Here is a 21463-nt window from a genome sequence, read left to right as displayed (position 1 = left end):
TGCGCCCTAGCTGTTCGTGATGCCGATTACGAGGGCCAGTGCAGCTATCGTGGCACTGGCAGCGAGTGCACACCGGATGGCCCACTTCACGGCGGTTGCTTTCACCGTGGCAATCCGCGCATTGACATGGATCTGATCTGCGAGATCCTTCGTCAGCTCGACAGGATCAGAGGTCAGCGTGTGGAGCACTTCGCTGTACTCCTGCCGCTTGCCCCTGAAGTTTCGATCGATGCTGGCAAAAAAAAGCCTGTTGATCGCGTCCCGAGCCACATCTTTGTCCTTCACCCGCGGCGTCAGAGTCCATCCACAGAAAGCGCCCGTGGTGATGAGCAAGAGGCAGACGATGACAACCAGACTGTCGAACACAGCACTCCGATGTGTGAAGTCCTTTGCGAGGTTGAACGTCGTCGTTGCCATCACCCCGGTGAAGGCCAGCGTCACTCCGGCCTTCGCATCCGAGTGGCGGATCCACTCGTTCATCAATGCGAGTGTCTTCCATGCATGGTCCGGGTTCGGCTCGGGAGAGCTGACGGGCGTGGGCGAGTCGTCCGGACGGCCCTCAGTGACCAGTCGTCCACCGCGCCAGGACGGCATTCGAAACATGTCCCTAGAGTACTAAGTTTGACACGTGCACCACGGGAGTCCTCAGTTACGTGAGTGTCTCAACTTCGAGATGCACTAGCTGGCGGTCCCCGGCATCGTGCGGTCGCTCTGCGCGACGAACGAGCGCGGCGCTATCGGCGTACTCAGCGAACCTCGCCGCCTATGCTCGATTCAGTCGTACCGCCTGGGGATGGGCCGACCCGTCGAAGTGATTGGAGTTGCCATGGGACTGTTTGACGCCTTCCGCAAGAAGACCTGGGAAGACGAGGATGCCTACCACGGCGACACGCCACCGTGTCCGCGCTGCGGTACGTCTCTGACCAAGCGCTACGTGTACTCCGAGATGTACTGCGACAACTGCAAGTACGGGCTTGACGATGAGGGCGACGACCAGAGTGGTGAGTCTTTGAGCGTGTACGAGGCTGCAAACATCTGGGCGTCCAACGGGAAGGATGAGGACTACACCTTCGGCTACTCCGAGGCTGAGCTCGAAGAGGCACTGCGCAGCTGATCCACATCTGCGGGGCATCCACTACGGACGCGCCATCTGTCGATCCAGAGGTTTGTATGTACCGGAATGCGGTGGAGTTCCGCTTCAACGTCTGATGCGGGATGCATCCACACAGTTCAGGGTGTAAGCAAAGGCCCTGTGCAATCTCGGTTCATTGCCAGGCTTGGAGGAGGTCGTCTGCTGTCCAGATGACGTCGAGCGGTGCGCCGTCGGCCATGCCTGCAGGGCAGACACCGACAGTGGCGACGTCGGGCGGCGCGCCGGGGACGGATGCGGCGTCGGCGACGAGCTGAGCGGCTTCGCGAGAGGTTATGGGTCTGCCAGTGCGCCATTTGATCGTTCCGACGAAGTAGATGGTGCTAGCGGGTCGGTCGTCGGCCCCAACAAGGTCGATCTCGGGGTTGTTGTTTCGGGGCCACCAGTTTCCGACGGCTTTCGCCCCGGGCCATGGGCTTGTGGGCGTGAGTCGCCAGACAGCTTCCCGGACGACCGGCTCGATGGCGCGTCCGCGCCAGGCCGAGTATCCATCGACGATTCGTGTGTGGGCGATGTCCCCTCGTCCGGCGTCGATTTCGCCGAGGTGGGGTTCGACGAACGCGAGCCAGAAGCGTAGTGCGGGGTCAGCGATCCGGTAGCGGCGGTCTTTGGCTGCGCGCTTCATCGAGAGGGGCTCGTCGAAGGCCACCACGCGTCTCTCGCGGAGCATGCCCAGTGTCCGGGTCAGGGATGTCGATGGGATCGCTTCGATGTTGGCGGCTGCATGTTGGACGGAGGTGAACGTGCGCTCGCCGCGGCCGCCGATCGCCGTCAGAACTCGTCGGGACAGGGAGGTCTCGCTGAACTCCGATTCCAGGATGCGCTGGCCGTTGACCACGAGTGGCGTGGTGGAGTCCTCGAGTTCGGCACGGAGGAAATCGTCGAGGGTCATTCCTGGTTCCCAGGACTCGGCGACGAGAGGCTGGCCTCCCGTGACCAGGTGAGCGTCGAACGCGTCGACTCCAGAAGTGCCGGTCAGCTCGGCGACGTCGTGGGGGTTGAGTGCGCGCAGCACCATTTCGGTGGCGCGTCCGTGGAACGGCTGATCGTGGTGGGTGAGGCTTTCCATCATTGAGAGGTCGCTGCCGAGAAGTAGCAGAAGCACAGGCTTGCGCGACAGTTCCATGTCCCATGCGCGTTGCAGTTCGCCCGCGCCGCCAGGGAATCCCTCTAACAGCCACGGAAGTTCGTCGATCACGACGATCGACGGAGCGTCGTCGGGCAGGGTGAGAGCGAGGATCTGGAAGGCTGCCGACAGAGTCGTGGGGTCGAGGTCTTGGGCGCGAGCGGCGTTGGGGAGGGTGGAGGCGGCAATCGTGTCGCGGAGGTGGTGCAGGTCTTCGGCGGGCGGGGAGTTGCGTGATGCCTGGAAGTGGACGAAAGGTAGGCCAGCACGGCGGACGAACTCGCCGGCAAGCCTGGACTTGCCGACACGGCGCCGCCCACGGATCATCATTGCCGTACCGCGGTCGAGGCGACTCCCGCGTTGGATCCGGTCCAGGTGCTTGTGGAGTATCGCGAGTTCGCGCGTGCGTCCGACGAACGACAAGTGCCCTCCATGGATGTGAGCCAAACGCCCGAGAGTGGAAGTCCCAAGATTGGTAGTCCCAAACATGGGACCAATCTCAGGGTAGCGGAAGTGCCGCCGTGCGGCATGGCGGCCATCGACGACGAGCGCAGGCGCACGACCAATGGAGGCGACATGACGGATTGGCGTGACGTCGGAGACGTTCAGTTCTTGCCGGGGTATGCGCTGGCGCTCAGCAAGATCCCCGGAATCGACGCAGCCGATGGGCCGCGTGGTCCTTCTACTGCAAGCCGACCGGCCCGGTGGCCCTGTGGCCGGGCCATTCACAATAAGGCCGTGGGGCCAGCGCATGAAGCTGGGCAACTCGCCCTGACCCATCCTGATCGTCTACCGCTCCGAACCTTCTAGGTCCTGCTCAGGCGGCAGCTTGCCGCCAGCACAAAGGAGGATCGGATATGCGTACTCCAAGACTCGCTCTCTTCGCTGCCACAGCGGCCCTGGTGGGCCTGCCAGTGGTAGCCGCGCCGGCCGGCGCGGCAGAGAGCAACGAGCTCACGCCAAGCCCATGACACAGGCAACTGAGAGCCCCGCCGCGCCCTCGGCCGAACGCTCTCCGGGCGGCGTGGGCTGGGCCGCGCTCGGGGGCGCGCTCGCCGGTGCCGCCGGGCTGGCCGTCGCGGAGCTCGTTGCCGCGGTCGTCGCACCCGGTGCCAGCACGCTGTTCGCAGGCGGCGCCGCCGTGGTCGACGCCGTGCCCCCATGGCTCAAGGATGTTGCCGTGGAGTGGTTCGGCACCAACGACAAGGTCGTGCTGCTCGCCACGATGGGCGCGGTGCTGGCCCTGGGGGCGGCTCTCGCGGGCTGGCTGGAGCTGCGCCGCCCGCCGGTGGGCGCGGTCCTGGTGGGAGTCGTCGGCGTCGTCGGGGTCGTGGTGGCGTTGCTGCGCCCGAGCGCGACGCCGCTGTGGGCACTGCCCAGCGCCATCGGGCTGGGCGCCGCGGTGCTCCTGCTGCGTGCCGTCGTGGCGCGGCTGCGGCCTGTGCCGGGCCGGAGCGAGGTCTCGGCGGGCGAGACTCCGGGCGGCGCCGTGGACCGGCGCGGCTTCCTGACCGTATCTGGCATCACCTTGGGTGTCGCTGTGCTCGCGCTGGCTGGCTCGCGCGTGCTGTCGATGGGCTCGACCGCGATCAGCGCCGTGCGGGAGAAGCTCCGCCTGCCCGCTGCGCGCATGCCGGCGCCGCCGGTGCCTGCCGGGGCCGACCTGAAGCTCGACGACCTGGCGCCGTACGTCACCCCGAACTCGGACTTCTACCGCATCGACACCGCCCTGATCGTGCCGCAGCTGAACCCGCAGGACTGGTCGCTGGAGGTCCGTGGTCTGGTGGACGAGCCGTTCACGCTCACCTGGGACGAGCTCATGGAGCTGCCGATGGAGGAGCACTACGTCACTCTCTCGTGCGTGAGCAACGCCGTGGGCGGCGACCTGGTCGGCAACGCCCTCTGGCTCGGCTACCCGATCCGCGCACTTCTGGAACGGGCCAAGCCTCAGGCCGGCGCCGACATGGTGCTCTCTCGCAGCGACGACGGGTTCAGCGCCGGCACGCCGCTGGAGGTGCTCCAGGACCCGGACCGGCAGAGCCTGCTCGCGATCGGCATGAACGGCGAGCCTCTGCCCCTGGAGCACGGCTTCCCCGCGCGGCTGGTGGTGCCCGGGCTGTACGGGTACGTCTCGGCGACCAAGTGGGTGACCTCGCTGGAGGTGACCACCTTCGACACCGATCAGGGTTACTGGACCCCGCGAGGCTGGTCCGCACTGGGGCCGATCAAGATCGCTTCGCGCATCGACGTGCCGCGCTTGTCCACGTCCGTGTCCGCCGGCGCCGTGACCGTGGCCGGCGTGGCCTGGGCGCAGCACACCGGCATCAGCAAGGTCGAGGTCCGGGCCGACGGCGGCGACTGGGTCACCGCCGAGCTGGCCGAGACGGTAGGCCCCGACGCGTGGCGCCAGTGGCACGTGTCGATCGATCTGGAGTCCGGCTACCACAGCCTGGCGGTGCGGGCCACGGACTCGGACGGGCAGGTCCAGACCGAGACCAAGGCGCCGCCGGCTCCCGACGGGGCGTCGGGCTGGCAGACCGTCTCGATCAACGTGGACTGACCGGGGGTGGTCGGGTCGCAGCCCGCGACCGGTGCGCGTGCCCCACCGGCACCGACCTGGCCACCGCCCCCACGTGAGGCAGCCACTCATCGTCTGGTTCACCACCTGAGCGACCACGTCGACTCGCGTTCCGATCCAGCGTCTAGCTACGCGGTCCAGGTCGTACGACGGCGCGTGGCACGGTGGCCGCATGCCCACGCCACGCATCGTGATCACCTACTGCACCCAGTGCCGCTGGCAGCTGCGCGCCCAGTGGTACGCCGGGGAGCTGTTGCAGACGTTCTCGGACGAGATCGGCGAGGTAGCGATCGTGCCATCCACGGGTGGGGTGTTCCGGATCGAGGTCGGAGACGAACGGGTGTGGAACCGCAAGCGCGACGGCGGGTTTCCTGAGATCACGGAGCTGAAGCGCCGCGTACGGGACATCATCGCTCCGGGCAGATCTCTGGGGCACTCCGACAGGACGGACTGATCCGGCCGTCGTCGAGGTACGGCACCGGTCGGCCCGCGGATACGCCTAGCTGACCCAGCGGGAATCCGCCGGCTGTCAGCTTGTCGCGTCGGTGAGCAGCACCCCGAGCCGGTTCAACGCACCCGGCACCACCGAGTAGTAGCCCCACTTCCCGCGCTGCTCGCGGGTGAGCAGGCCGGCCTCGACAAGCAGCTTGAGGTGGTGGCTCACCGTGGGCTGGGACAGGCCGACGGGTTCGGTGAGGTCGCACACGCAGGCCTCGCCACCGTCGTGCGCGGCGACGATCGAGAGCAGCCGCACGCGGGTGGGGTCGCTCAGCGCCTTGAACACATGAGCGATCTCGATGGCGGTCTGCGGATCGGCCGCCTCACGGACCAGCGGTGCACAGCAGGCACCAGACGCCGGCACCGGGACGGTGTGCGGCGGGTCGGCCAGGGCGAGGGTCGTGGTCATGGACTCCATCTTGCCACGCATTGAAGAATATGGATATGTTGCTCTCGTTGATCCATCGAGAACCTTCGATCTGAGGAGTTGGTCATGACCGAGACGTCCCGCGAGAACCTGCCCGTCGTCGTCATCGGCGCCGGGCCGGTCGGCCTTGCCGCCGCGGCGCACCTGCTGGAACGCGGCCTCGAGCCCCTGGTGCTGGAAGCCGGGAACGGCCCGGCCGCTGCCGTCGCCTCCTGGGGGCACGTCCGACTGTTCTCCCCGTGGCAGTACGACATCGATGCCGCTGCCCGCCGTCTGCTCGCCGGGACCGGCTGGGTCGAGCCGAACCTGGACGCGCTGCCCACCGGCAGCGACCTGGTCGAGAACTACCTGGCACCGCTGGCCGGAGTCCTGGGCGACCACGTCCGCTACGGTGCGCGCGTCTCCGACGTCGCCAGGGACGGGGCTGACCGGTCCCGGTCCCTCGGCCGCGAGCGTCGGCCGTACCTGGTGCGGTACACCGCCGGCAACGAGGTGCACGAGACCCGTGCCAGCGCGGTGATCGACGCCTCGGGCACGTACGGCATGCCCAACCCGCTCGGGCTCTCGGGACTGCCCGCGATCGGCGAGGAGCACGCCGCCGGGCACCTGACCGGCGCCCTGCCGGACGTGCTGGGTTCCGACCGGGAGCGGTTCGCCGGCCGCACCACCCTGGTGGTGGGCATGGGCCACTCCGCGGCGAACACCCTGCTGAGCCTGGTCGAGCTGGCCAAGGACGAGCCGACCACACGCATCGTCTGGGCCATCCGCGGGGGCTCGGCGCGCCGCCTGTACGGCGGCGGTAGCGACGACGAACTGCCCGCCCGCGGTCTGCTCGGCACGCGCCTGCGCGACGCCGTCGAGGCCGGGCAGGTCGAGCTGCTCACGCGCGTCGCGATCGAACGGCTGGAGCCCGAGGCCTCGGGCACCGTGCGTGTGCTGGGCACGGCACGCAAGGACGGCACCGACGGCGGACTCGACCTGGCCGTCGACACGATCGTCAACGCGACCGGCTTCCGGCCCGACCTGAACATGCTGCGCGAGGTCCGCCTCGACCTGGACCCCGTCGTCGAGGCGCCGCGCCAGATCGCTTCGCTCATCGACCCCAATCACCACTCCTGCGGCACCGTGCCCGCGCACGGCGAGACCGAGCTGAAGCACCCGGACGACGGGTTCTACCTGGTCGGCATGAAGTCCTACGGCCGGGCGCCCACGTTCCTGCTGGCCACCGGGTACGAGCAGGTGCGGTCCGTGGTCGCGGCCCTCGCCGGCGACCGGGCGGCGGCCGACGCCGTTGAGCTGAACCTGCCGCAGACCGGCGTCTGCTCCTCGGACCTGGCGTTCGCCGCCGACGCGGACGGCGTGGTCTCCGCCGAGGCTCTGGCCGGTGCGACCAGCGGCGGATGCTGCGCGGCGCCGTCAGGCCCGCAGACGGTCACGCTCGGACTGGGCGCACCCGCCGAGGCGGCGTCCGGCTGCGGTAGCACGGCCGAGTCGGCCTCTGGATGCGGGACGGCTGAGCCCGAGCCGGTCAAGGTCGGGTTCGCGACCGGCGTCGAGCACGGTCGCTCCAGCGACTGACGACCGGACCGCAACAAAGGGGGCGTGAGTCCGGGCACCTGCCCGGACTCACGCCCCCCTGGTCATGGTCGCTTCGGCTAGTGACCCGCAGCCCAGGCCTGGTAGTTCTTGTTGCCGCCCGAGAGGTTGAAGACCTGCTCGAACCCGAGGTTGCGCAGCACGTTCTGCCCGGCGTTCCCGGTGACGCCCTTGTTGCAATACGTCACGGTCAGCGCGGCCGGGTCCAGCTCGCCGGCCCGGGCGCGCAGCTCGGCCAGCGGGATGTGGACGGACCCCTCCACGAAGCCCTTGGCCCGGTCCTTGGCCGAGCGCACGTCCACGATCTGGACCTTCTCGCCGTCGGCCCGGCGCCGCTCCAGCTCCACGGGCGTGATCAGCGGCGCACTTCCGCGGATCGCGTTGTCCAGCGCCATGCCGGTGTAGTGCACCGGGTCCTTGGTCGTGGCGTAGGTGGGGGAGTAGGCCAGGTCCAGGTGGAACAGGTCGGCGACGTCGGCCCCGTAGGTGATCGCAGTAGCCAGGACGTCGATCCGCTTGTCCGCGCCTGAAGCCCCGATCGCCTGCGCGCCGAGCAGTCGGCCTGAGGCGCGGTCCGCGACAGCCTTGATGAGCAGCGACTTGCCGCCCAGGTACTCGGGCCGGTCGGGCTTGATGTTGTGCAGCACCTCGACGTCGTAACCGGCCGCCCGGGCCTGGTCCTCCGTGAGCCCGGTCTGGGCCACGGCCACGTCGAAGACCCGCACGATCGAAGTGCCGAGGATGCCGCGATGTTCCAGGGCGCCGCCCGTGATCGCGTCGCCGGTGATGCGGCCCATCTTGTTCGCCGTCGATCCCAGCGGGACCCAGGCGGGCTCGCCGGTGATCAGGTTGAACGACTCGGCGACATCGCCGACCGCCCAGACGTGCGGCACGTCGGTGCGGCCCTGGCGATCGACGGCGATCGCGCCCGTCTGGCCGATCGTGACCCCGGCCTGGGTCGCGAGCTCCAGATTGGGTCGCACGCCCACCGAGACGATCACCAGGTCGGCGGGCACGGTGTCGCCGTCGTCCGCCGAGCCGACGCGCACGCCGGTCACCCCTGCATCGCCGCCCTCGATCGCGGCCACGCGCTCGCTCAACAGCAAGTCGACGTCGTGCTTGCGCAGCTCGGCGTCCACCCGCGCGGACATGTCCGCGTCCATCCGGGGCATCGCGTGCTCGAGCGCCTCGACCACGGTCACCTCGATGCCGCGTTCGGTGAGCTGCTCGGTCATCTCCAGCCCGATGTACCCGGCGCCGACCACGACCGCACGGCGCACCTCGCGCTTCTCCACCCATTCGCGGATCGCGCGTGCGTCGGACGGATTGCGGACGGCGAAGACCCCGGGCAGGTCCACGCCGGGCAGCGGCGGGACCACGCTGCGCACCCCGGTGGCCAGGATCAGCTCGTCGTAGCTGTCCTCGAACGTGTCTCCGGTGGCCAGGTCGCGCACTGTGACGGTCCGGGCCGTCGAGTCCACGGCGGTGACCTCGTGGCCCGTGCGGACGTCGACGTCATACCGAGCCTTGAACCATGAGGCGTTGCGCGGGGTGAGCTCGTCGATGGTCTCGACCTCGCCGCCGACGAAGTACGGCAGCCCGCACCCGGAGTAGGAGATGTCGTGATCGCGCTCGTACACGGTGATGCGGGCGGTCTCGGTGTTGCGCCGGGCCTTGGCAGCGGCCGAGGTGCCCGCCGCTACCGAGCCGACGACGACGATCTTGAGTGGCGACGAGGTGCTCATCAGGTTCCTTCGGGTGTGTGGATCGGGTCGTACGCGGTGGTCGACGATCTGTGGTCAGGCGTCTGTACGCGGGTACAGCGCCGTGGCGAGCAGGACGGCCAGCACCCCGCCCACGACCTGTGCGGCGAGGAACGGCAGCACCGACTGCGGTGCGATCCCGGCGAAGGTGTCGCTGAACACGCGCCCGATCGTCACTGCCGGGTTCGCGAACGACGTCGACGAGGTGAACCAGTAGGCCGCCCCGATGTACGCGCCGACGGAAGCCGGGATCCAGGCGGCTCGCCCGGATCGCAGCAGACCCAGGATCACCAGGACGAGCCCGGCTGTGGCGACGACCTCGGCCAGCAGGTGCGGCCCGGTGGCGCGCACCGTGGTGGCCAGGCCTGCCGGGATGCCGAACATGGCGTTGGCCAGCAGTGCGCCACCGATCGCGCCCGCGATCTGCACCGCGACGTAGACACCGCCGTCGGCTGCGCGCACCCCGGTGCCGTCGCGGCGGCCGGTGAACCAGTCGACGAGCGTCACCACGGGGTTGAAGTGCGCGCCGCTGACCGGACCGAGCACCGCGATCAGCACGGCCAGCCCCAGGGTCGTGGCGAGGCTGTTCTGCAGCAGCTGTAGCCCGACGTCGTCCGGCGACAGGCTCTGCGCCGCGATCCCGGACCCGACCACTATCGCGACCAGCAGACCCGTGCCAAGGGCCTCGGCGACCGCGCGACGCCACAGGGCCGGCAGTGCCGGGGCGTGTGCCGGTGTCCCTGGGGCGGCTTGCGTGTCGAGAGCGGCCACCTCGGGGGACGTCACGCGGTGGGCTCCACGCCCAGCTCGGCCAGCAGCTTCCGGACGCGCTTCTCGATGTCGTCGCGGATCGGGCGGACCGACTCGATGCCCTGACCGGCCGGGTCCTCCAGCTCCCAGTCCTCGTACCGCTTGCCGGGGTAGAACGGGCAGGCGTCTCCGCAGCCCATGGTGATCACCACGTCAGAGGCCTCCACGGCCTCGTCGGTCAGCACCTTGGGCTTCTCGGCGCGGATGTCGATGCCCTTCTCGAGCATGGCCTCCACCGCTGTCGGGTTGATCATCTCGGCGGGCATCGACCCGGCCGAACGCACCTCGACGGCGCCGCCGGACAGCGTCCGCAGGAACCCGGCGGCCATCTGGGAGCGGCCCGCGTTGTGCACGCAGACGAACAGTGCAGAGGGCTTGGACGCGGTGGTGGGATCGGTGGTGCTCATCAGGTTCTCCGGTGGTTGGGGGGTCAGGTGGTCTCGGGTACCAGGTCGGCGAGCAGGGCGCGGACCCGCTGGTCCAGGTCGTCGCGGATCGCCGCGACGCCGGCGGGCGAGGCCAGGGCCGGGTCGCCGACCATCCAGTCCTCGTACCGCTTGCCGGGCAGGATCGGGCACGCGTCTCCGCAGCCCATGGTGACCACGACGTCGGCGGCGCGGACGGCGTCGTCGGTCAGGGGCTTGGGGTAGAAGCGGGTCACGTCGTCCACCTCGTCGGCGGCGGTGGTGTCGCCGAGCTCCTCCAGCAGCGCGCGTACACCGGCGTGCACGTCCGCGGCGGGTGCCGAGCCGGCGGAGCGGACGACGACGCGATCGCCCGCGTAGTGCCGCATCAGGGCCGCGGCGAGCTGCGAGCGTCCGGCGTTGGCCACGCACACGAACAGGACCTGTGGCCGGTGCGCCCCACCCGCCGCGGTCTCCTGGGCGTGGGCCTTCTCCGCGTCGATGATCCGCTGCCGCGCGAAGTGCTCCGTGAGCGGGACCAGGTAGGCGGCTTCGCCGCCGCGGCGTACCAGGGCGGCGTACGACTCGCGGACCACCCGGACGCACTCGCGGGGCGGTGTGCCGGGGAACCGCTCGGCCAGGGACGCGGCCATCCGGTCGAGCGCCGGCTCCACGCTCTCCAGCCCGGTCAGGTGCGGGGTCTCCATCACGTCGATGGCCGCCGGCGCGAACTTGTCGAGGAGCGTGTTCACGGCACCGCGGTAGGCGGGCTTGATCCGGTACCAGACCGAGGTGCCGCGCCGGTCGGCGGTGAGGAGGCCGACGTCCCGCAAGACCTTGAGGTGGTGGGACACGGTGGGCTGGGAGACGTCGGTGAGGGTTGCGAGCTCACCGACCGTCACCTCGCCCTCGGGGCTGGAGGCGATCGCCGACAGCATCCGCAGGCGGAGGGGCTCGGCCAGGGCCTTGAGCGTCAGAGCCACGGTGGTCGCGGCGTCCATGCCGATGGCATGGGACTCCTGCCCGCCGGTGTTCGACGGAGTGAGAGCAGTCATCGTCGACCTCCTCCTGGTGCATCGATGAGTCTCTATGTTGACAGTCATCGATGTAGCGCGCAACTGAACGCCGGAGGTCAGGGCCACATGACACGCTTCAGTGTCCGAGCGCGTCGCAGCCGTGCCGGGCGAGCCGACCCGACTGCGACGCTGACGACCTCAGAACCGCCTCACCTGCGAGTCCATTGCTGGTTGGTTCCGCCGTGGCAGGCCCACAAGTGGAGCTTGGTGCCGTTGGCGGTGCCTTGTCCGCTGGCGTCGAGGCACAGCCCGGACTGGACGCCGGTGATCGTGCCGTTCGTGTTGAGGTTCCACTGCTGGTTGGTCTGGCCGTTGCAGTCCCAGATCACCGTGGCCGTACCGTTGCTGGTGCCCTGACCGCTCGCGTCCAGACACTTGTTGCCGTACACCACCAGCTGCTTGTTCGCGGTGTAGGTCCAGCCCTGGTTGGTTCCGCCGGTGCAGTCCCACAGCTGCGTCTGCGCGCCGTTGTTGGTGCTCGAACCTGGGACCTCCATGCAACGCCCGGACGGCACTCCGACGATCTGCGTGCCGCCCTGCGTCGCGCATCCGGGTGCGTTGAGCGGCGTGCGGTACTCAGGGGGCACACCGGCGCCGCAGATGATTGTCTGCGCCGCCGCGGGCCAGGTCGAACCGGTCACGGGGTGGTCGTTCGTGATGCGGTTGTTCGTTGCCGTGGAGAAGTCGCCCTGCACGGCCCCACCCATGTGCCAGGTGTTGTCGACGGTGTTGTCCTTCGTGTTCCGCGTTCCGCCCGTGTTGGCGAAGACCCAGGGGCTGGAGTCGCGGATCACGTTGTTCGTCGCGGTGATGTACCGCGACCCTTCGTCCAGGTACAACCCGACCGTGTTCCGCAGGTTGTACATGTAGTTCTCGCGGATCACCGTGCCCGGCGACGCGGAGAGCGAGTAGATGCCGCCACCGTCACTGAAGATCTTCTTGGTGTCGTGCACCATGTTGTTCGCCACGACGTTGTTCCGGAACGTCGTCGGGGTCGAGTACCTGGGGTTGTGCTGGTAGTAACCGCGGTCGACGTAGTCCTGGGATCCGCCCGCGTCGTTCGTGCCCCAGCCGAACCCGATGTCGATCGCGTCGTAGGGGAGGTCGAACACCTCGTTCTGCAGGATGCGCGCATTGTCGACGTAGGTCGAGAGGAGGCCGGAGTTCTCCCGGTAGGTGAAGGAGGTCTTCGTGACGGTGTTGGCCTGGATGAGGATGTCCGAGTTGGTCATGGCCGGATCGCTGGGGTGGTGGGCATCGGCCCGGACCCCGCCCGCGACGACGGCTCCTCCGCCGAGCTGGGTGAACACGTTCCCGACGACGTCGATGTCGGACGCGCCCAGACCCACACCGCTCGCGTGAGCGTTGGAGTCGTTGCCGATTCCGAGCGCGGTCTGGCCGAGGTTCACGAACCTGTTGCCGATGAACGAGACTCCCGTCGCCGCAGAGACCTGGACGGCCGCCGGCGACTGGTTCCATGTCGTACGGGCTCGCTCGAACGCGGCGCAGCCCTGGGAGCAGCTCGTGATGGCGTCGGACGGGTAGTACGAATAGGACCCGGCGAGGTAGGTCCCGGTCTGCTGCACTGCGTAGCCGTTCGGTCCCGAGGGCGCCAACCAGCTGGTTCCCGAGAGCTGGAGGCCCTCGAAGCTGAGGTTTCGCACCGGGCTGGAGTAGCTGCCGCTGATGTCGACGAGCCTCTCGAGCCGCGGAAGCTGCACATCCAGCGACGACGGGTTCACGCCGTTCGCGGGCTTGAGATACAGGCGTCCGGCTGAGGGATCGATGTACCAGTGACCCGGCTGGGAGATGAACGCGAGAGAGTTCTCGATGCTCAGCCCGTGTCCGCCGAAGATCGGGGCCTGCATGGTGTCGTATCCCCAGAGGTTGTTGTTCCACGCAGGCTGGGTCATCGTCGCCGTGGTGCCGTTGATGGTCGAGACCGGCGAGTAACGATCGGTGAAGTGCCCGATGGAGCGCAGCTCGAGCCGGTTCTTCTGCGGCAGGTTCGAGAGGTAGTTGAGCGCCGAGTTCCTGATGTTGAATCCGGTGGCAGTCATCTGGATGTCGCTGCGAGCGATGTTCACCGACGCGCGGGGCGACGCGACGCCGTTGACGAAGAGGTCACGGGTGTCCTGCCCGACGGGCGTCGAGGCGACCCAGATGTTCTTCGCCGAGTCGTGCGAGCTCCACCCGGTGACGGGCGTCGAGCCCGTCAGGACGGGGGTCGCGCCCGGGGCCGCCGTCCAGCGCACGGTCGTCGTGGTGCGCCCGCCGTCGGCGGCCGTGAAGCTCAACGGCGAGGAGAGCTCGTAGCGGCCCCCTGCGAGCACGACCACCACATCGGTCGGGGACGCGGAGCCCTGGTTCTGCCTGACCGCGGTCTTGACCTGCGAGATCGAGCACGGCGCGCTTGAGGTGCAGCCGGTTCCGCTGCCGCTGGGCGAGGCGTAGTAGGTGGTGGTTGCGGCGGATGCGGGAGTCGGACTCACGAGCGCCGATGCCCATACCAGCGCCATGGCCGCGAGCGTGGTCATGAGACCCCGAGGCGTGCGATTCATCTGAGTTCCTCCGAACGTCGTTGTTTGGGGGTGCCCTCGGGCTCACTCGCTTCAGCCGTTATGCGTAGTACATCCGACCTCCGGCTCGAACACAAGAGACATGTGACATGTGTTCTCTATGCCCGTAGGCCGACCCAGGCGTGCCCGCGTCCCGCGCGGACCAGTCCCGCACGGGACGCGCGCACGAACGACGTTCAGCGCACCGGCGCACTGCTCCGCCCCTGAGCCCGCCCAGTCATCTCCGCGTCGAACGTCTCCTGTGCCACCCGCATCTGCTCGGCATAGACCGGATCCTGCAGCCGCGCCCACATCACGTCCTCCGGAACGTCTTCGACCTGGGTCACGATCCACCAGATGTTGCCGAACGGGTCCCTGATCCGTCCGCCACGCTGACCGAAGGCGCTGTCGGCGAGCGCGGTCACGATCTTCGCGCCCGCAGCGACGGCCTTGTCGAAGACGGCGTCCGCGTCCGGCACCCACACGCGCAGGAGGCTCGGCATCTCTGGCCACTCCGGGGCGCGGTCGAAGGCCAGCACGACCGTGTCGCCGATCCTGATCTCGCCGTGGCCGATCGCTCCGCTCTCGGTCGCCACGCGGGCGAGCTCCTCGCCGTCGAGCACCTCGGTGACGAAGTCAAGGAAGGCTCCGGTGTCGTCGGTGACGACCCAGGGGGCGACGCTCGTGTAGCCGGCCGGGGTGGAGGTCTGCTGCTGGGACATGTTCGGTTCCTCTCGGGCTCTTCTAGCTGATGTCGGCAACGCTAGAAGCCAAATAGGACGGTTCCGGTCCTAGATCGGGAGAGAATGTGAAGATGGCCGGACCCACCTCGCGCTTGCTCACCCTGCTCTCGCTGTTGCAGACCTCCCGTACCTGGTCGGGCAGCGAGCTCGCCGAGCGGTTGGACGTCACGCATCGCACTGTGCGCCGCGACATCGACAGGCTGCGGGAGATGGGCTATCCCATCGACGCCGACCTCGGTGCCCACGGGGGCTACCGCCTGGTGGCAGGCACCTCGATGCCGCCGCTGCTCCTGGAGGACGACGAGGCCATCGCCGTCGCGCTCGGTCTGCGGACGGTCGCCGTCCAGGGGCTGCCGGAGCTCGAGGATGCCGGCATCCGCGCGCTCACCAAGCTGAGCCAGTCTCTTCCGTCCCGGCTGCGGCATCGGGTGCGCACGCTGGGTACTGCCGCGATGACCCGCAGGCCAGGGCCTGAGATGTCGGTGGATCCCGACGTCCTCACGGTTCTCGCCGCGGCCACCGCGAACCGGGAACGCGTGCGCATGGCGTACGAGGATCGCAGCGGTGCGGTCAGCGACCGGCACGTCGAACCTCAGCGCCTGATCGTCGTGCGTCAGCGGTGGTATCTCGTCGCGTTCGACCTCGACCGCGACGACTGGCGCCACTTCCGGGCGGATCGGATCTCGGCCCCTCGTGGCACCGGCGCGAGAGCGCGGGCGCTCATGCCGGATGAGGACGTGCTCGCGCATCTTGAGCACGCCGAGCGCGCGATGGCACCGACGTACCGCGCGGACGTGACCCTACGACTGCCGTTCGACGAGGCCCGGGCACGGTTGCGCGATCATCTCGGCGACGGCGAGATCGCGCCGGAAGGAGATGGCACCCGGTGGCGGAGCTCGGCCGACACCGTCGAGTGGTTGGCGAGGCGCCTGCTCGCGCTCGACTGCCGTTTCGTGGTGCACGGGCCGCAGGAACTGCGGGAGCACCTCGCCTGGATCCATGAGCGGACCGGTTTGAGGTAACTTCAGCGGACCTGCGCCCCAGCACGGTGACGGAGCCGTGCGATCTTCCAAGGAGCCACGTTGTCCACGAGTACCGAACGGCCCGCGACCACCGGCCGCACCTTCCCGCTGGGGGCCGTCCGGCTCGGCCCCGGACCGTTCGCTATCGCCCAGCAGCGGGCTCTGGAGGCGGTGCTCGACCTCGACCTGGACCGGCTCCTCGCGCCGTTCCTTGTCGCGGCGGGACTCGACAGCCGGGCCGAGCCGTACGGCGACTGGGAGAGCGCGGGGCTCGACGGCCACATCGGCGGTCACGCCCTGTCCGCGCACGCGAAGCTGTGGGCGGTGACGGGTCAGGACGTGCTGCACGACCGCATGGAGCACCTGCTCGACGGGCTGGAGCGCTGCCAGGACGCGGTAGGCACCGGCTACGTCGGCGGGGTGCCGAACGGGCCGGCCTTGGGCGAGGAGCTCGCCGCCGGCCGCATCGACGCCGACCTGTTCAGCCTCAACGGCCGGTGGGTCCCGGTCTACAACCTGCACAAGACGCTCGCCGGCCTCATCGACGCGGCGACCCACGGGCGGTCCGAGCGCGCGCTGGCCATGGCGCTGCGCTGGGCCGACTGGTGGCTGTCGGTCACGAAGGCTCTCACCGACGAGCAGGTCGAGCAGATCCTCACCGCCGAGTTCGGCGGGCTCAACGAGGCGTTCGTGGAGCTCGGCGTGCTCACCGGCCGCGAGGACCTCGTGGCCGAGGGGCGGCGGCTGGCCCACCGCAAGCTGCTGGACCCGCTGGCCGACGGCGGCGACCCGCTGGACGGGCTCCACGCCAACACGCAGATCCCCAAGGTGGTGGGCTACCAGCGCCTGGCCAACCTGGCGCCGGCCGACACCACCGGCACAACCCCGGACGGCGACCCCGCCGCTGAGCGGTTCGCCGCCGCGGCCGACGCCTTCTGGTCCTCGGTGGTCGAGCACCGCACGCTGGCGATCGGTGGGAACAGCGTCCGCGAGCACTTCCATCCGTCGTCGGACTTCACCGAGGTGATGACGGACCGCGAGGGGCCGGAGACCTGCAACACCCACAACATGCTCGAGCTGGCGCGCCTGCGTCTCGACCGCGGGCACGACGGCTCCGCCGTCGAGCTCGCCGAGCGCGCGCTCTTCAACCACGTGGTCTCGTCCGTCCACCCCGAGCGCGGCGGCTTCGTGTACTTCACGCCGATGCGGCCGGCGCACTACCGGGTGTACTCGCGGCCGCACCTGTCCATGTGGTGCTGCGTCGGCTCGGGCCTCGAGGGCCATACGCGGTACAACGAGCTGATCTACACCCACGACGGGCCTGACCTCCGCGTCGAGCTCTACACGCCGTCCGTCCTCGACTGGACGGAGGAGGGCCTGCGGGTCGAGCTGTCGACCGAGCTGCCGTTCCGCGACGAGGCCAGGATCGTGGTCACCTCTGAGGCGCCCCGGCCGCGCACGCTGCGCCTCCGCGTGCCGTCCTGGGCGGAGCTCGTGGACCTGACGGTCGACGACGAGCCGGTAGTCGCCGCCGTCGTCGACGGTTATGCAGTGATCGCCCGGACCTGGAGCGGGACGACGGCGGTCACCATCCGCCTCGCACCCCGGCTCGTCGCCGAGCCGCTGCCCGACGGGTCCGGCTGGGTCGCGTTCCGCTACGGCCCCGTCGTGCTCGCGTCGCGCGCGGGCGCCGGCAAGCTCACAGGGCTCATCGCGGGGCCGGACCGGATGGCGCACGTCGCCCACGGCCCGATGGTGCCGATGCGGCAGAGTCCCGTCGTCGTCGCCGAGCCTCCGGAGTCGGCGGTGGCGCCCGGCGACAAGTCGATGCTGACGTTCGAGCTCGCGGTGCTCCGGGAGCGGTCCGGCGAGCTCGTCCCCGGCGTCGTCCTGCTCGAACCCTTCACCGGTATCCACGACGAGCGCTACAGCATCTACTTCGCGGCCGACACCGATCCGTCCCACGCACTCGACACGCTCCGGACCCTCGACGACGCCGACACCGCAGCGGACGTCTTCGACAAGGTGACGGCCGGCGAGCAGCAGCCCGAGGTGGACCACGGGTTCGCGGGGGAGCGGACCCGGGCGGGCGGCGCGGACGGGGTGCACTGGCGCAGCACGACGGGGTGGTTCGAGTACCGCCTCCGCTGCCCGGACGCCGCGGCTCTGGTGCGGACACGCTTCGTCGACCGCGCCGCCAGCCGGCGCCGGATCCTCCTCAACGGCCTCGAGGTCGGCCCGTCGCGGACGCTGACGGCGCCGGCCGACGGCGAGGGTCTGGCCGAGCGCGAGTACGACCTCACGGACGCCGTACGCGAGGCGGGCGCCCCGGGCGAGACAGTGTTCCGCGTCGAGGCGGTGGACGGTGCCGACAGCGGTGACCTGCTGGTCGTCGAGGTGGTCCTGCGGGAGGGCTGAGGCCCAGGAGCGATGCGAGGATGACCGGATGCCGGCGCACACCACACAGTTCTTCGTCGATCTCGAGTCAGGGGTCTGGGACACGCAGGTCAGCGGCGACCCGCACGCGCAGCGCGAGCTGCTGTCCGCGGACTTCCTCGGCGTGTACCCCTCCGGGTTCGCGACCAGGGACGAGCACGCCGAACAGCTCTCGGACGGCCCGATCACCGCGTCCTACTCCATCGCGGACGCGCGGCTGATCGAGGTCTCCGAGAACTCGGTGCTGCTCTGCTATCGCGCCGACCACCAGCCTTCCGGTCAGGACCAGACGGAGACGATGTACATCAGCTCGCTCTGGGTCGAGCGGGACGGCCGCTGGTGGAACACGTTCAGCCAGGACTCGCCCGTCGGCCCCTGAGCCCCGAGCCGCAGCTCAGCGCTTCGCTGCCGCCATCCACTCCCAGACGCTCGCGCCGTCGTGGTGCGGGTCGTTGCGCGCGACGTAGATCCACGACCAGTGCCCGGGATAGGTGATCCCGTCCCAGGTGACGTTGTCGTACAGGCTCATGATCGAGCCCTCGATGCGCTTGTGGGCGTAGACGGTGTTGGCCTGGGCGTCCAGCGTCGTGTCGTCGGCCGAGTGCACGAGCCACGTCGGCGTCGTCATCGCCGCGAGCTCGTCGTCCGAGATGAAGTACACGTCGGAGCCGTCGCGAGCGCCGATGCCGCAGCAGATCGGTACGGAGGTCGCGAACGTCTCGGGGTGCTCGGCGACCATCTTCAGCGACATGTACCCACCGTTGGAGCAGCCGACGACGTGGATCCGGCTCGGGTCGATCCGGTGTGAGCGCGCGACCTCCTCGATCGCCTCCAGGATGAGCGGCGCGAAACCGTCGCCGTCGAGCATCCAGGCCGACGTCGCCTGGGGCGCGAGCACGTAGGCGCCGTCGAAGATGTCCTGCGCCTCCGGGGTGGCGAAACCGAGCGCTCCCCGGTTGGCCCGCAGTTGCGCCTCGTTGTCGTAGTAGTCGAACCCGCCGGTCCGCAGGCCGCCCTCGCCACCGCCGTGCAGCCAGACGACGAGCGCCGCGCCGCGCCGACCGCTCCGGCGCTTGGGGGAGAACAACCGGTAGTTCAGGCCCGACGCCGTCGCATGGTGGGCGAACGCGTCGACCTCCGGGTCGGACAGCCGGCCCTGACGGAAGGAGTCGAGCACCACCGCGCCGCCCGGACCCCGCCCTCGCAGCGGCTCGACCTGCGTGATCGCGTAGTCGAGATCTAGGAGGACGTTGCGGCCGTAGGCGCCCATGTACTGCAGCGTGCCGCCGCCGTCGACCCCCCACCCGTGCTCGAGCTCCAGCATGATCTCGCCGCGGCGGGTCCACGTCGCCCCGGTGACCACACGGTCCTGCGCGTAGGCGACCTCGCCCGTGAGCGGGTTGGTGGCGGTGACGTGCACGGCGAACGTCGACGAGGTCAGCGAGGACCGCTCCGCGCGGTGCAGGGCGGGGGAGGAGATGGCGACCGACGTCACCTGCTCGCCGCCGTCGAGAACCTCGGCGATCGGGGTCACCAGCGCTTCGCGACGCCCACGCCCAGAAGTGCTCACGTCGGCGCTCGCGGCCGGTGCGCCCAGCAGCGCCGAGGCGCCGATGGTCGCACCGGAGACGATCAGGGTGCGGCGGGTCATCTCTGTACGCATGGCGGAACTCCTTTGTTCGGGGCCAAGTGGCCGGCCTGCGCGAGCGCAGCACCAGCCATCCGGAGGCTAGTTAGCCGTGTCGGCGCACGTCAACGGGTGCCGGGTCAGAGCCGCCCGGTCAGCCGGCCGCCACACCGAACCAGCGTGCGAGGTGGGCGTCCAGGTCTCGTTGGTCGTCGCCGACCCAGGCGACGTAGCCGTCGGGTCGGAGCAGGAGGCACGGGGCGTCCAGCGCCACGGTCGGATCCGCGACGCGGTCGACCCGGTCGGACCAGCCGCCGGCCGTCAGATGTCCGGTGCGGTCCAGCAGCAGGCCGCGGCCGCTCCGCAGCAGCTCGTAGAGCCGGCCCTGCTTCACGTCGAGGTCGCGCAGGCGGCGGCCGACCAGGTCAGCCCCCGAACCCAGGTCGTACCGGAGGTCGATCGCGGCGATCTTCCCGATCAGGCGCCGGTTCACCTCGTTGAGGTCCATCAGCTCGGCGAGCAGCTTCCGCATCGCCCGCGGGCCTGGTTCGGTGGACTGCAGCGCCAGCTGGGCGCGCGTGTTGTCCAGCACGTCCTCGGCGACCGGACGGCGCTCCGCCTCGTACGTGTCCAGCAGGGCTTCCGGTGCCCAGCCGCGAACCTGTGCCGCCAGCTTCCAGCCGAGGTTGAACGCGTCCTGGAGGCCGAGGTTGAGCCCCTGCCCGCCGATGGGCGGATGGATGTGCGCGGCGTCGCCGGCCAGCAGCACCCGACCGACCCGGTAGTGCTCGGCCAGCCTTGTCGCGTCCCCGAACCGGGACAACCAGCGCGGCGAGTGGACGCCGAAGTCGGTCCCGGCGACGGCGCGCAGCTGTTGCCTGAAGTCCTCGAGGGTGGGCGGTTCCGTCCGGTCCGGGCTGACTCCCGCGGCGGGGACGACCACCTGATAGGCCCCTTCCCCGAAGGGCCTGAGCCAGAACTGCCTGGTGGTGGCGCTGACCTCGGCCACCGCGGCGGCGATCTCCTCCTGTGGCGCACCGACCTGCATCTCGCCCATCAGGGTCTCGGTCCGTGCGGGTTCGCCGGGAAAGCCGACGCCGAGCAGCTTGCGCACGCTGCTGCGCGCGCCGTCACAGCCGACGAGGTAGCGCGTGCGAAGCCGTTCGCCGCCGGACAGCTCGATGGTCACGCCGTCGTCGTCCTGCACGAGGCCCGCTATCGCGGAACCGCGCCGGACCTGCGCACCCAGGCTGGTCGCGTGCTCTTCGAGCAGGCGGACGATCACCGGCTGCTGGATGCCCAGCAGGAAGGCGTGCGCGCTGTCCAGGCCCTCGGGCACCGGCTTGTCGATGGCGGCGAAGAAGCCGGCGGCCGGACGCCGTCGCCCGTGCTCGAGCAGCCGGTCCAGCAGCCCGCGCATCGCCAGCTGTTCGAGGCTGCGGATGTGCAGACCGACGATGCGGACGAACGACGCGGGCTCGGTGTCCTTCTCCAGGACGAGCACCCGCACGCCGTGCAGCCGGAGCTCGGCGGCAAGCAGCGCGCCGGTCGGCCCGCACCCGGCGATGATGACGTCGAACGTGAGGGGCGCCGGGTGGCCGGCGTCGGAGATCACTGAGGAGTGCATAGGTGTTGCCTTTCGGGATGCC

18 protein-coding genes are annotated in these 21463 nt (G+C 69.6%); 7 read left to right on the top strand and 11 right to left on the bottom strand.

Going from position 1 to position 21463, the window contains the following annotated elements; all coding sequences use genetic code 11:
• Positions 1–6: 6 nt before the first annotated feature.
• The gene (locus tag ACFO6V_RS19965; protein ID WP_465264121.1) at positions 7–594 is read right to left on the bottom strand and encodes a Pycsar system effector family protein; all 588 of its coding nucleotides are present in this window, start codon (positions 592–594) and stop codon (positions 7–9) included.
• 232 nt (positions 595–826) lie between these two features.
• On the opposite strand from ACFO6V_RS19965, the gene ACFO6V_RS19960 reads away from it, so the two are divergent.
• Positions 827–1114, top strand: coding sequence for a hypothetical protein (locus ACFO6V_RS19960; RefSeq protein WP_377138388.1), 288 nt, complete (start codon positions 827–829; stop codon positions 1112–1114).
• Positions 1115–1265: 151 nt separating this feature from the next.
• Here the strand turns inward: ACFO6V_RS19960 and ACFO6V_RS19955 are convergent, their stop codons facing one another.
• Complete coding sequence (locus tag ACFO6V_RS19955; protein WP_377138385.1) at positions 1266–2699, bottom strand: ATP-binding protein; 1434 nt, start codon at positions 2697–2699, stop codon at positions 1266–1268.
• A 544-nt stretch (positions 2700–3243) separates the two neighbouring features.
• On the opposite strand from ACFO6V_RS19955, the gene ACFO6V_RS19950 reads away from it, so the two are divergent.
• Together ACFO6V_RS19950 and ACFO6V_RS19945 are read left to right on the top strand one after the other, a co-directional pair.
• The gene (locus ACFO6V_RS19950; protein ID WP_377138382.1) at positions 3244–4836 is read left to right on the top strand and encodes a molybdopterin-dependent oxidoreductase; all 1593 of its coding nucleotides are present in this window, start codon (positions 3244–3246) and stop codon (positions 4834–4836) included.
• A 190-nt stretch (positions 4837–5026) separates the two neighbouring features.
• A complete protein-coding gene (locus ACFO6V_RS19945) occupies positions 5027–5308 on the top strand; it encodes an Rdx family protein (RefSeq protein ID WP_116675878.1) in 282 nt (93 codons plus the stop codon).
• A gap of 75 nt (positions 5309–5383) precedes the next feature.
• On the opposite strand, the gene ACFO6V_RS19940 is transcribed toward ACFO6V_RS19945, so the two are convergent.
• Entirely contained in the window at positions 5384–5761 is a 378-nt protein-coding gene (locus ACFO6V_RS19940; protein WP_377138380.1) for an ArsR/SmtB family transcription factor, read from the bottom strand.
• An 84-nt stretch (positions 5762–5845) separates the two neighbouring features.
• Here ACFO6V_RS19940 and ACFO6V_RS19935 point away from each other — a divergent pair, with 84 nt between their 5' ends.
• Positions 5846–7357, top strand: a complete 1512-nt coding sequence (locus tag ACFO6V_RS19935; RefSeq protein WP_377138377.1) for an FAD-dependent oxidoreductase — start codon at positions 5846–5848, stop codon at positions 7355–7357.
• A gap of 77 nt (positions 7358–7434) precedes the next feature.
• Here ACFO6V_RS19935 and ACFO6V_RS19930 read toward each other — a convergent pair whose 3' ends face one another.
• The 6 genes from ACFO6V_RS19930 to ACFO6V_RS19905 form a co-directional block, all read right to left on the bottom strand.
• Positions 7435–9120, bottom strand: coding sequence for an FAD-dependent oxidoreductase (locus tag ACFO6V_RS19930; protein ID WP_377138375.1), 1686 nt, complete (start codon positions 9118–9120; stop codon positions 7435–7437).
• Between the two features lie 54 nt (positions 9121–9174).
• Positions 9175–9855: an aquaporin gene (locus ACFO6V_RS19925; protein WP_377139162.1), complete on the bottom strand. Its 681-nt coding sequence runs from the start codon at positions 9853–9855 to the stop codon at positions 9175–9177.
• Positions 9856–9920: 65 nt separating this feature from the next.
• Positions 9921–10355 carry an arsenate reductase ArsC gene (locus ACFO6V_RS19920; protein ID WP_377138373.1) on the bottom strand — a complete coding sequence of 145 codons (435 nt, stop codon included), beginning with the start codon at positions 10353–10355 and terminating at the stop codon, positions 9921–9923.
• A 23-nt stretch (positions 10356–10378) separates the two neighbouring features.
• Complete coding sequence (locus ACFO6V_RS19915; RefSeq protein ID WP_377138371.1) at positions 10379–11407, bottom strand: metalloregulator ArsR/SmtB family transcription factor; 1029 nt, start codon at positions 11405–11407, stop codon at positions 10379–10381.
• A gap of 170 nt (positions 11408–11577) precedes the next feature.
• Positions 11578–13989 carry an RICIN domain-containing protein gene (locus ACFO6V_RS19910; protein WP_377138368.1) on the bottom strand — a complete coding sequence of 804 codons (2412 nt, stop codon included), beginning with the start codon at positions 13987–13989 and terminating at the stop codon, positions 11578–11580.
• A gap of 194 nt (positions 13990–14183) precedes the next feature.
• Positions 14184–14708 carry a VOC family protein gene (locus ACFO6V_RS19905; protein ID WP_377138365.1) on the bottom strand — a complete coding sequence of 175 codons (525 nt, stop codon included), beginning with the start codon at positions 14706–14708 and terminating at the stop codon, positions 14184–14186.
• 92 nt (positions 14709–14800) lie between these two features.
• Here ACFO6V_RS19905 and ACFO6V_RS19900 point away from each other — a divergent pair, with 92 nt between their 5' ends.
• The 3 genes from ACFO6V_RS19900 to ACFO6V_RS19890 are packed head-to-tail and all read left to right on the top strand — an operon-like array spanning position 14801 to position 18566.
• On the top strand, positions 14801–15751 hold the full coding sequence (locus tag ACFO6V_RS19900) for a helix-turn-helix transcriptional regulator (protein WP_377138363.1): 951 nt from the start codon (positions 14801–14803) through the stop codon (positions 15749–15751).
• Positions 15752–15811: 60 nt separating this feature from the next.
• Complete coding sequence (locus ACFO6V_RS19895) at positions 15812–18169, top strand: beta-L-arabinofuranosidase domain-containing protein (RefSeq protein WP_377138360.1); 2358 nt, start codon at positions 15812–15814, stop codon at positions 18167–18169.
• A gap of 28 nt (positions 18170–18197) precedes the next feature.
• Entirely contained in the window at positions 18198–18566 is a 369-nt protein-coding gene (locus ACFO6V_RS19890) for a DUF4440 domain-containing protein (protein WP_377138357.1), read from the top strand.
• Between the two features lie 15 nt (positions 18567–18581).
• Here ACFO6V_RS19890 and ACFO6V_RS19885 read toward each other — a convergent pair whose 3' ends face one another.
• The gene (locus tag ACFO6V_RS19885; RefSeq protein WP_377138354.1) at positions 18582–19850 is read right to left on the bottom strand and encodes a prolyl oligopeptidase family serine peptidase; all 1269 of its coding nucleotides are present in this window, start codon (positions 19848–19850) and stop codon (positions 18582–18584) included.
• 118 nt (positions 19851–19968) lie between these two features.
• Entirely contained in the window at positions 19969–21441 is a 1473-nt protein-coding gene (locus ACFO6V_RS19880; protein WP_377138351.1) for an FAD-dependent monooxygenase, read from the bottom strand.
• Positions 21442–21463 lie beyond the last annotated feature (22 nt).

The sequence above is a fragment of the Promicromonospora alba genome (assembly GCF_042654905.1).
Classification (GTDB): domain Bacteria; phylum Actinomycetota; class Actinomycetes; order Actinomycetales; family Cellulomonadaceae; genus Promicromonospora; species Promicromonospora alba.
The sequence above is the reverse complement of the archived record's forward strand: the minus strand, read 5'-3'. Positions and strand labels throughout refer to the sequence as shown.

What these genes read in the sequence shown, in the direction of transcription:
- ACFO6V_RS19965 (WP_465264121.1), bottom strand. Translation starts at nt 594, where the DNA reads ATGCCGTCCTGGCGCGGTGGACGACTGGTCACTGAGGGCCGTCCGGAC.
- ACFO6V_RS19960 (WP_377138388.1), top strand. Translation starts at nt 827, where the DNA reads ATGGGACTGTTTGACGCCTTCCGCAAGAAGACCTGGGAAGACGAGGAT.
- ACFO6V_RS19950 (WP_377138382.1), top strand. Translation starts at nt 3,244, where the DNA reads ATGACACAGGCAACTGAGAGCCCCGCCGCGCCCTCGGCCGAACGCTCT.
- ACFO6V_RS19945 (WP_116675878.1), top strand. Translation starts at nt 5,027, where the DNA reads ATGCCCACGCCACGCATCGTGATCACCTACTGCACCCAGTGCCGCTGG.
- ACFO6V_RS19940 (WP_377138380.1), bottom strand. Translation starts at nt 5,761, where the DNA reads ATGACCACGACCCTCGCCCTGGCCGACCCGCCGCACACCGTCCCGGTG.
- ACFO6V_RS19935 (WP_377138377.1), top strand. Translation starts at nt 5,846, where the DNA reads ATGACCGAGACGTCCCGCGAGAACCTGCCCGTCGTCGTCATCGGCGCC.
- ACFO6V_RS19930 (WP_377138375.1), bottom strand. Translation starts at nt 9,120, where the DNA reads ATGAGCACCTCGTCGCCACTCAAGATCGTCGTCGTCGGCTCGGTAGCG.
- ACFO6V_RS19920 (WP_377138373.1), bottom strand. Translation starts at nt 10,355, where the DNA reads ATGAGCACCACCGATCCCACCACCGCGTCCAAGCCCTCTGCACTGTTC.
- ACFO6V_RS19915 (WP_377138371.1), bottom strand. Translation starts at nt 11,407, where the DNA reads ATGACTGCTCTCACTCCGTCGAACACCGGCGGGCAGGAGTCCCATGCC.
- ACFO6V_RS19910 (WP_377138368.1), bottom strand. Translation starts at nt 13,989, where the DNA reads ATGAATCGCACGCCTCGGGGTCTCATGACCACGCTCGCGGCCATGGCG.
- ACFO6V_RS19905 (WP_377138365.1), bottom strand. Translation starts at nt 14,708, where the DNA reads ATGTCCCAGCAGCAGACCTCCACCCCGGCCGGCTACACGAGCGTCGCC.
- ACFO6V_RS19900 (WP_377138363.1), top strand. Translation starts at nt 14,801, where the DNA reads ATGGCCGGACCCACCTCGCGCTTGCTCACCCTGCTCTCGCTGTTGCAG.
- ACFO6V_RS19890 (WP_377138357.1), top strand. Translation starts at nt 18,198, where the DNA reads ATGCCGGCGCACACCACACAGTTCTTCGTCGATCTCGAGTCAGGGGTC.
- ACFO6V_RS19885 (WP_377138354.1), bottom strand. Translation starts at nt 19,850, where the DNA reads ATGCGTACAGAGATGACCCGCCGCACCCTGATCGTCTCCGGTGCGACC.
- ACFO6V_RS19880 (WP_377138351.1), bottom strand. Translation starts at nt 21,441, where the DNA reads ATGCACTCCTCAGTGATCTCCGACGCCGGCCACCCGGCGCCCCTCACG.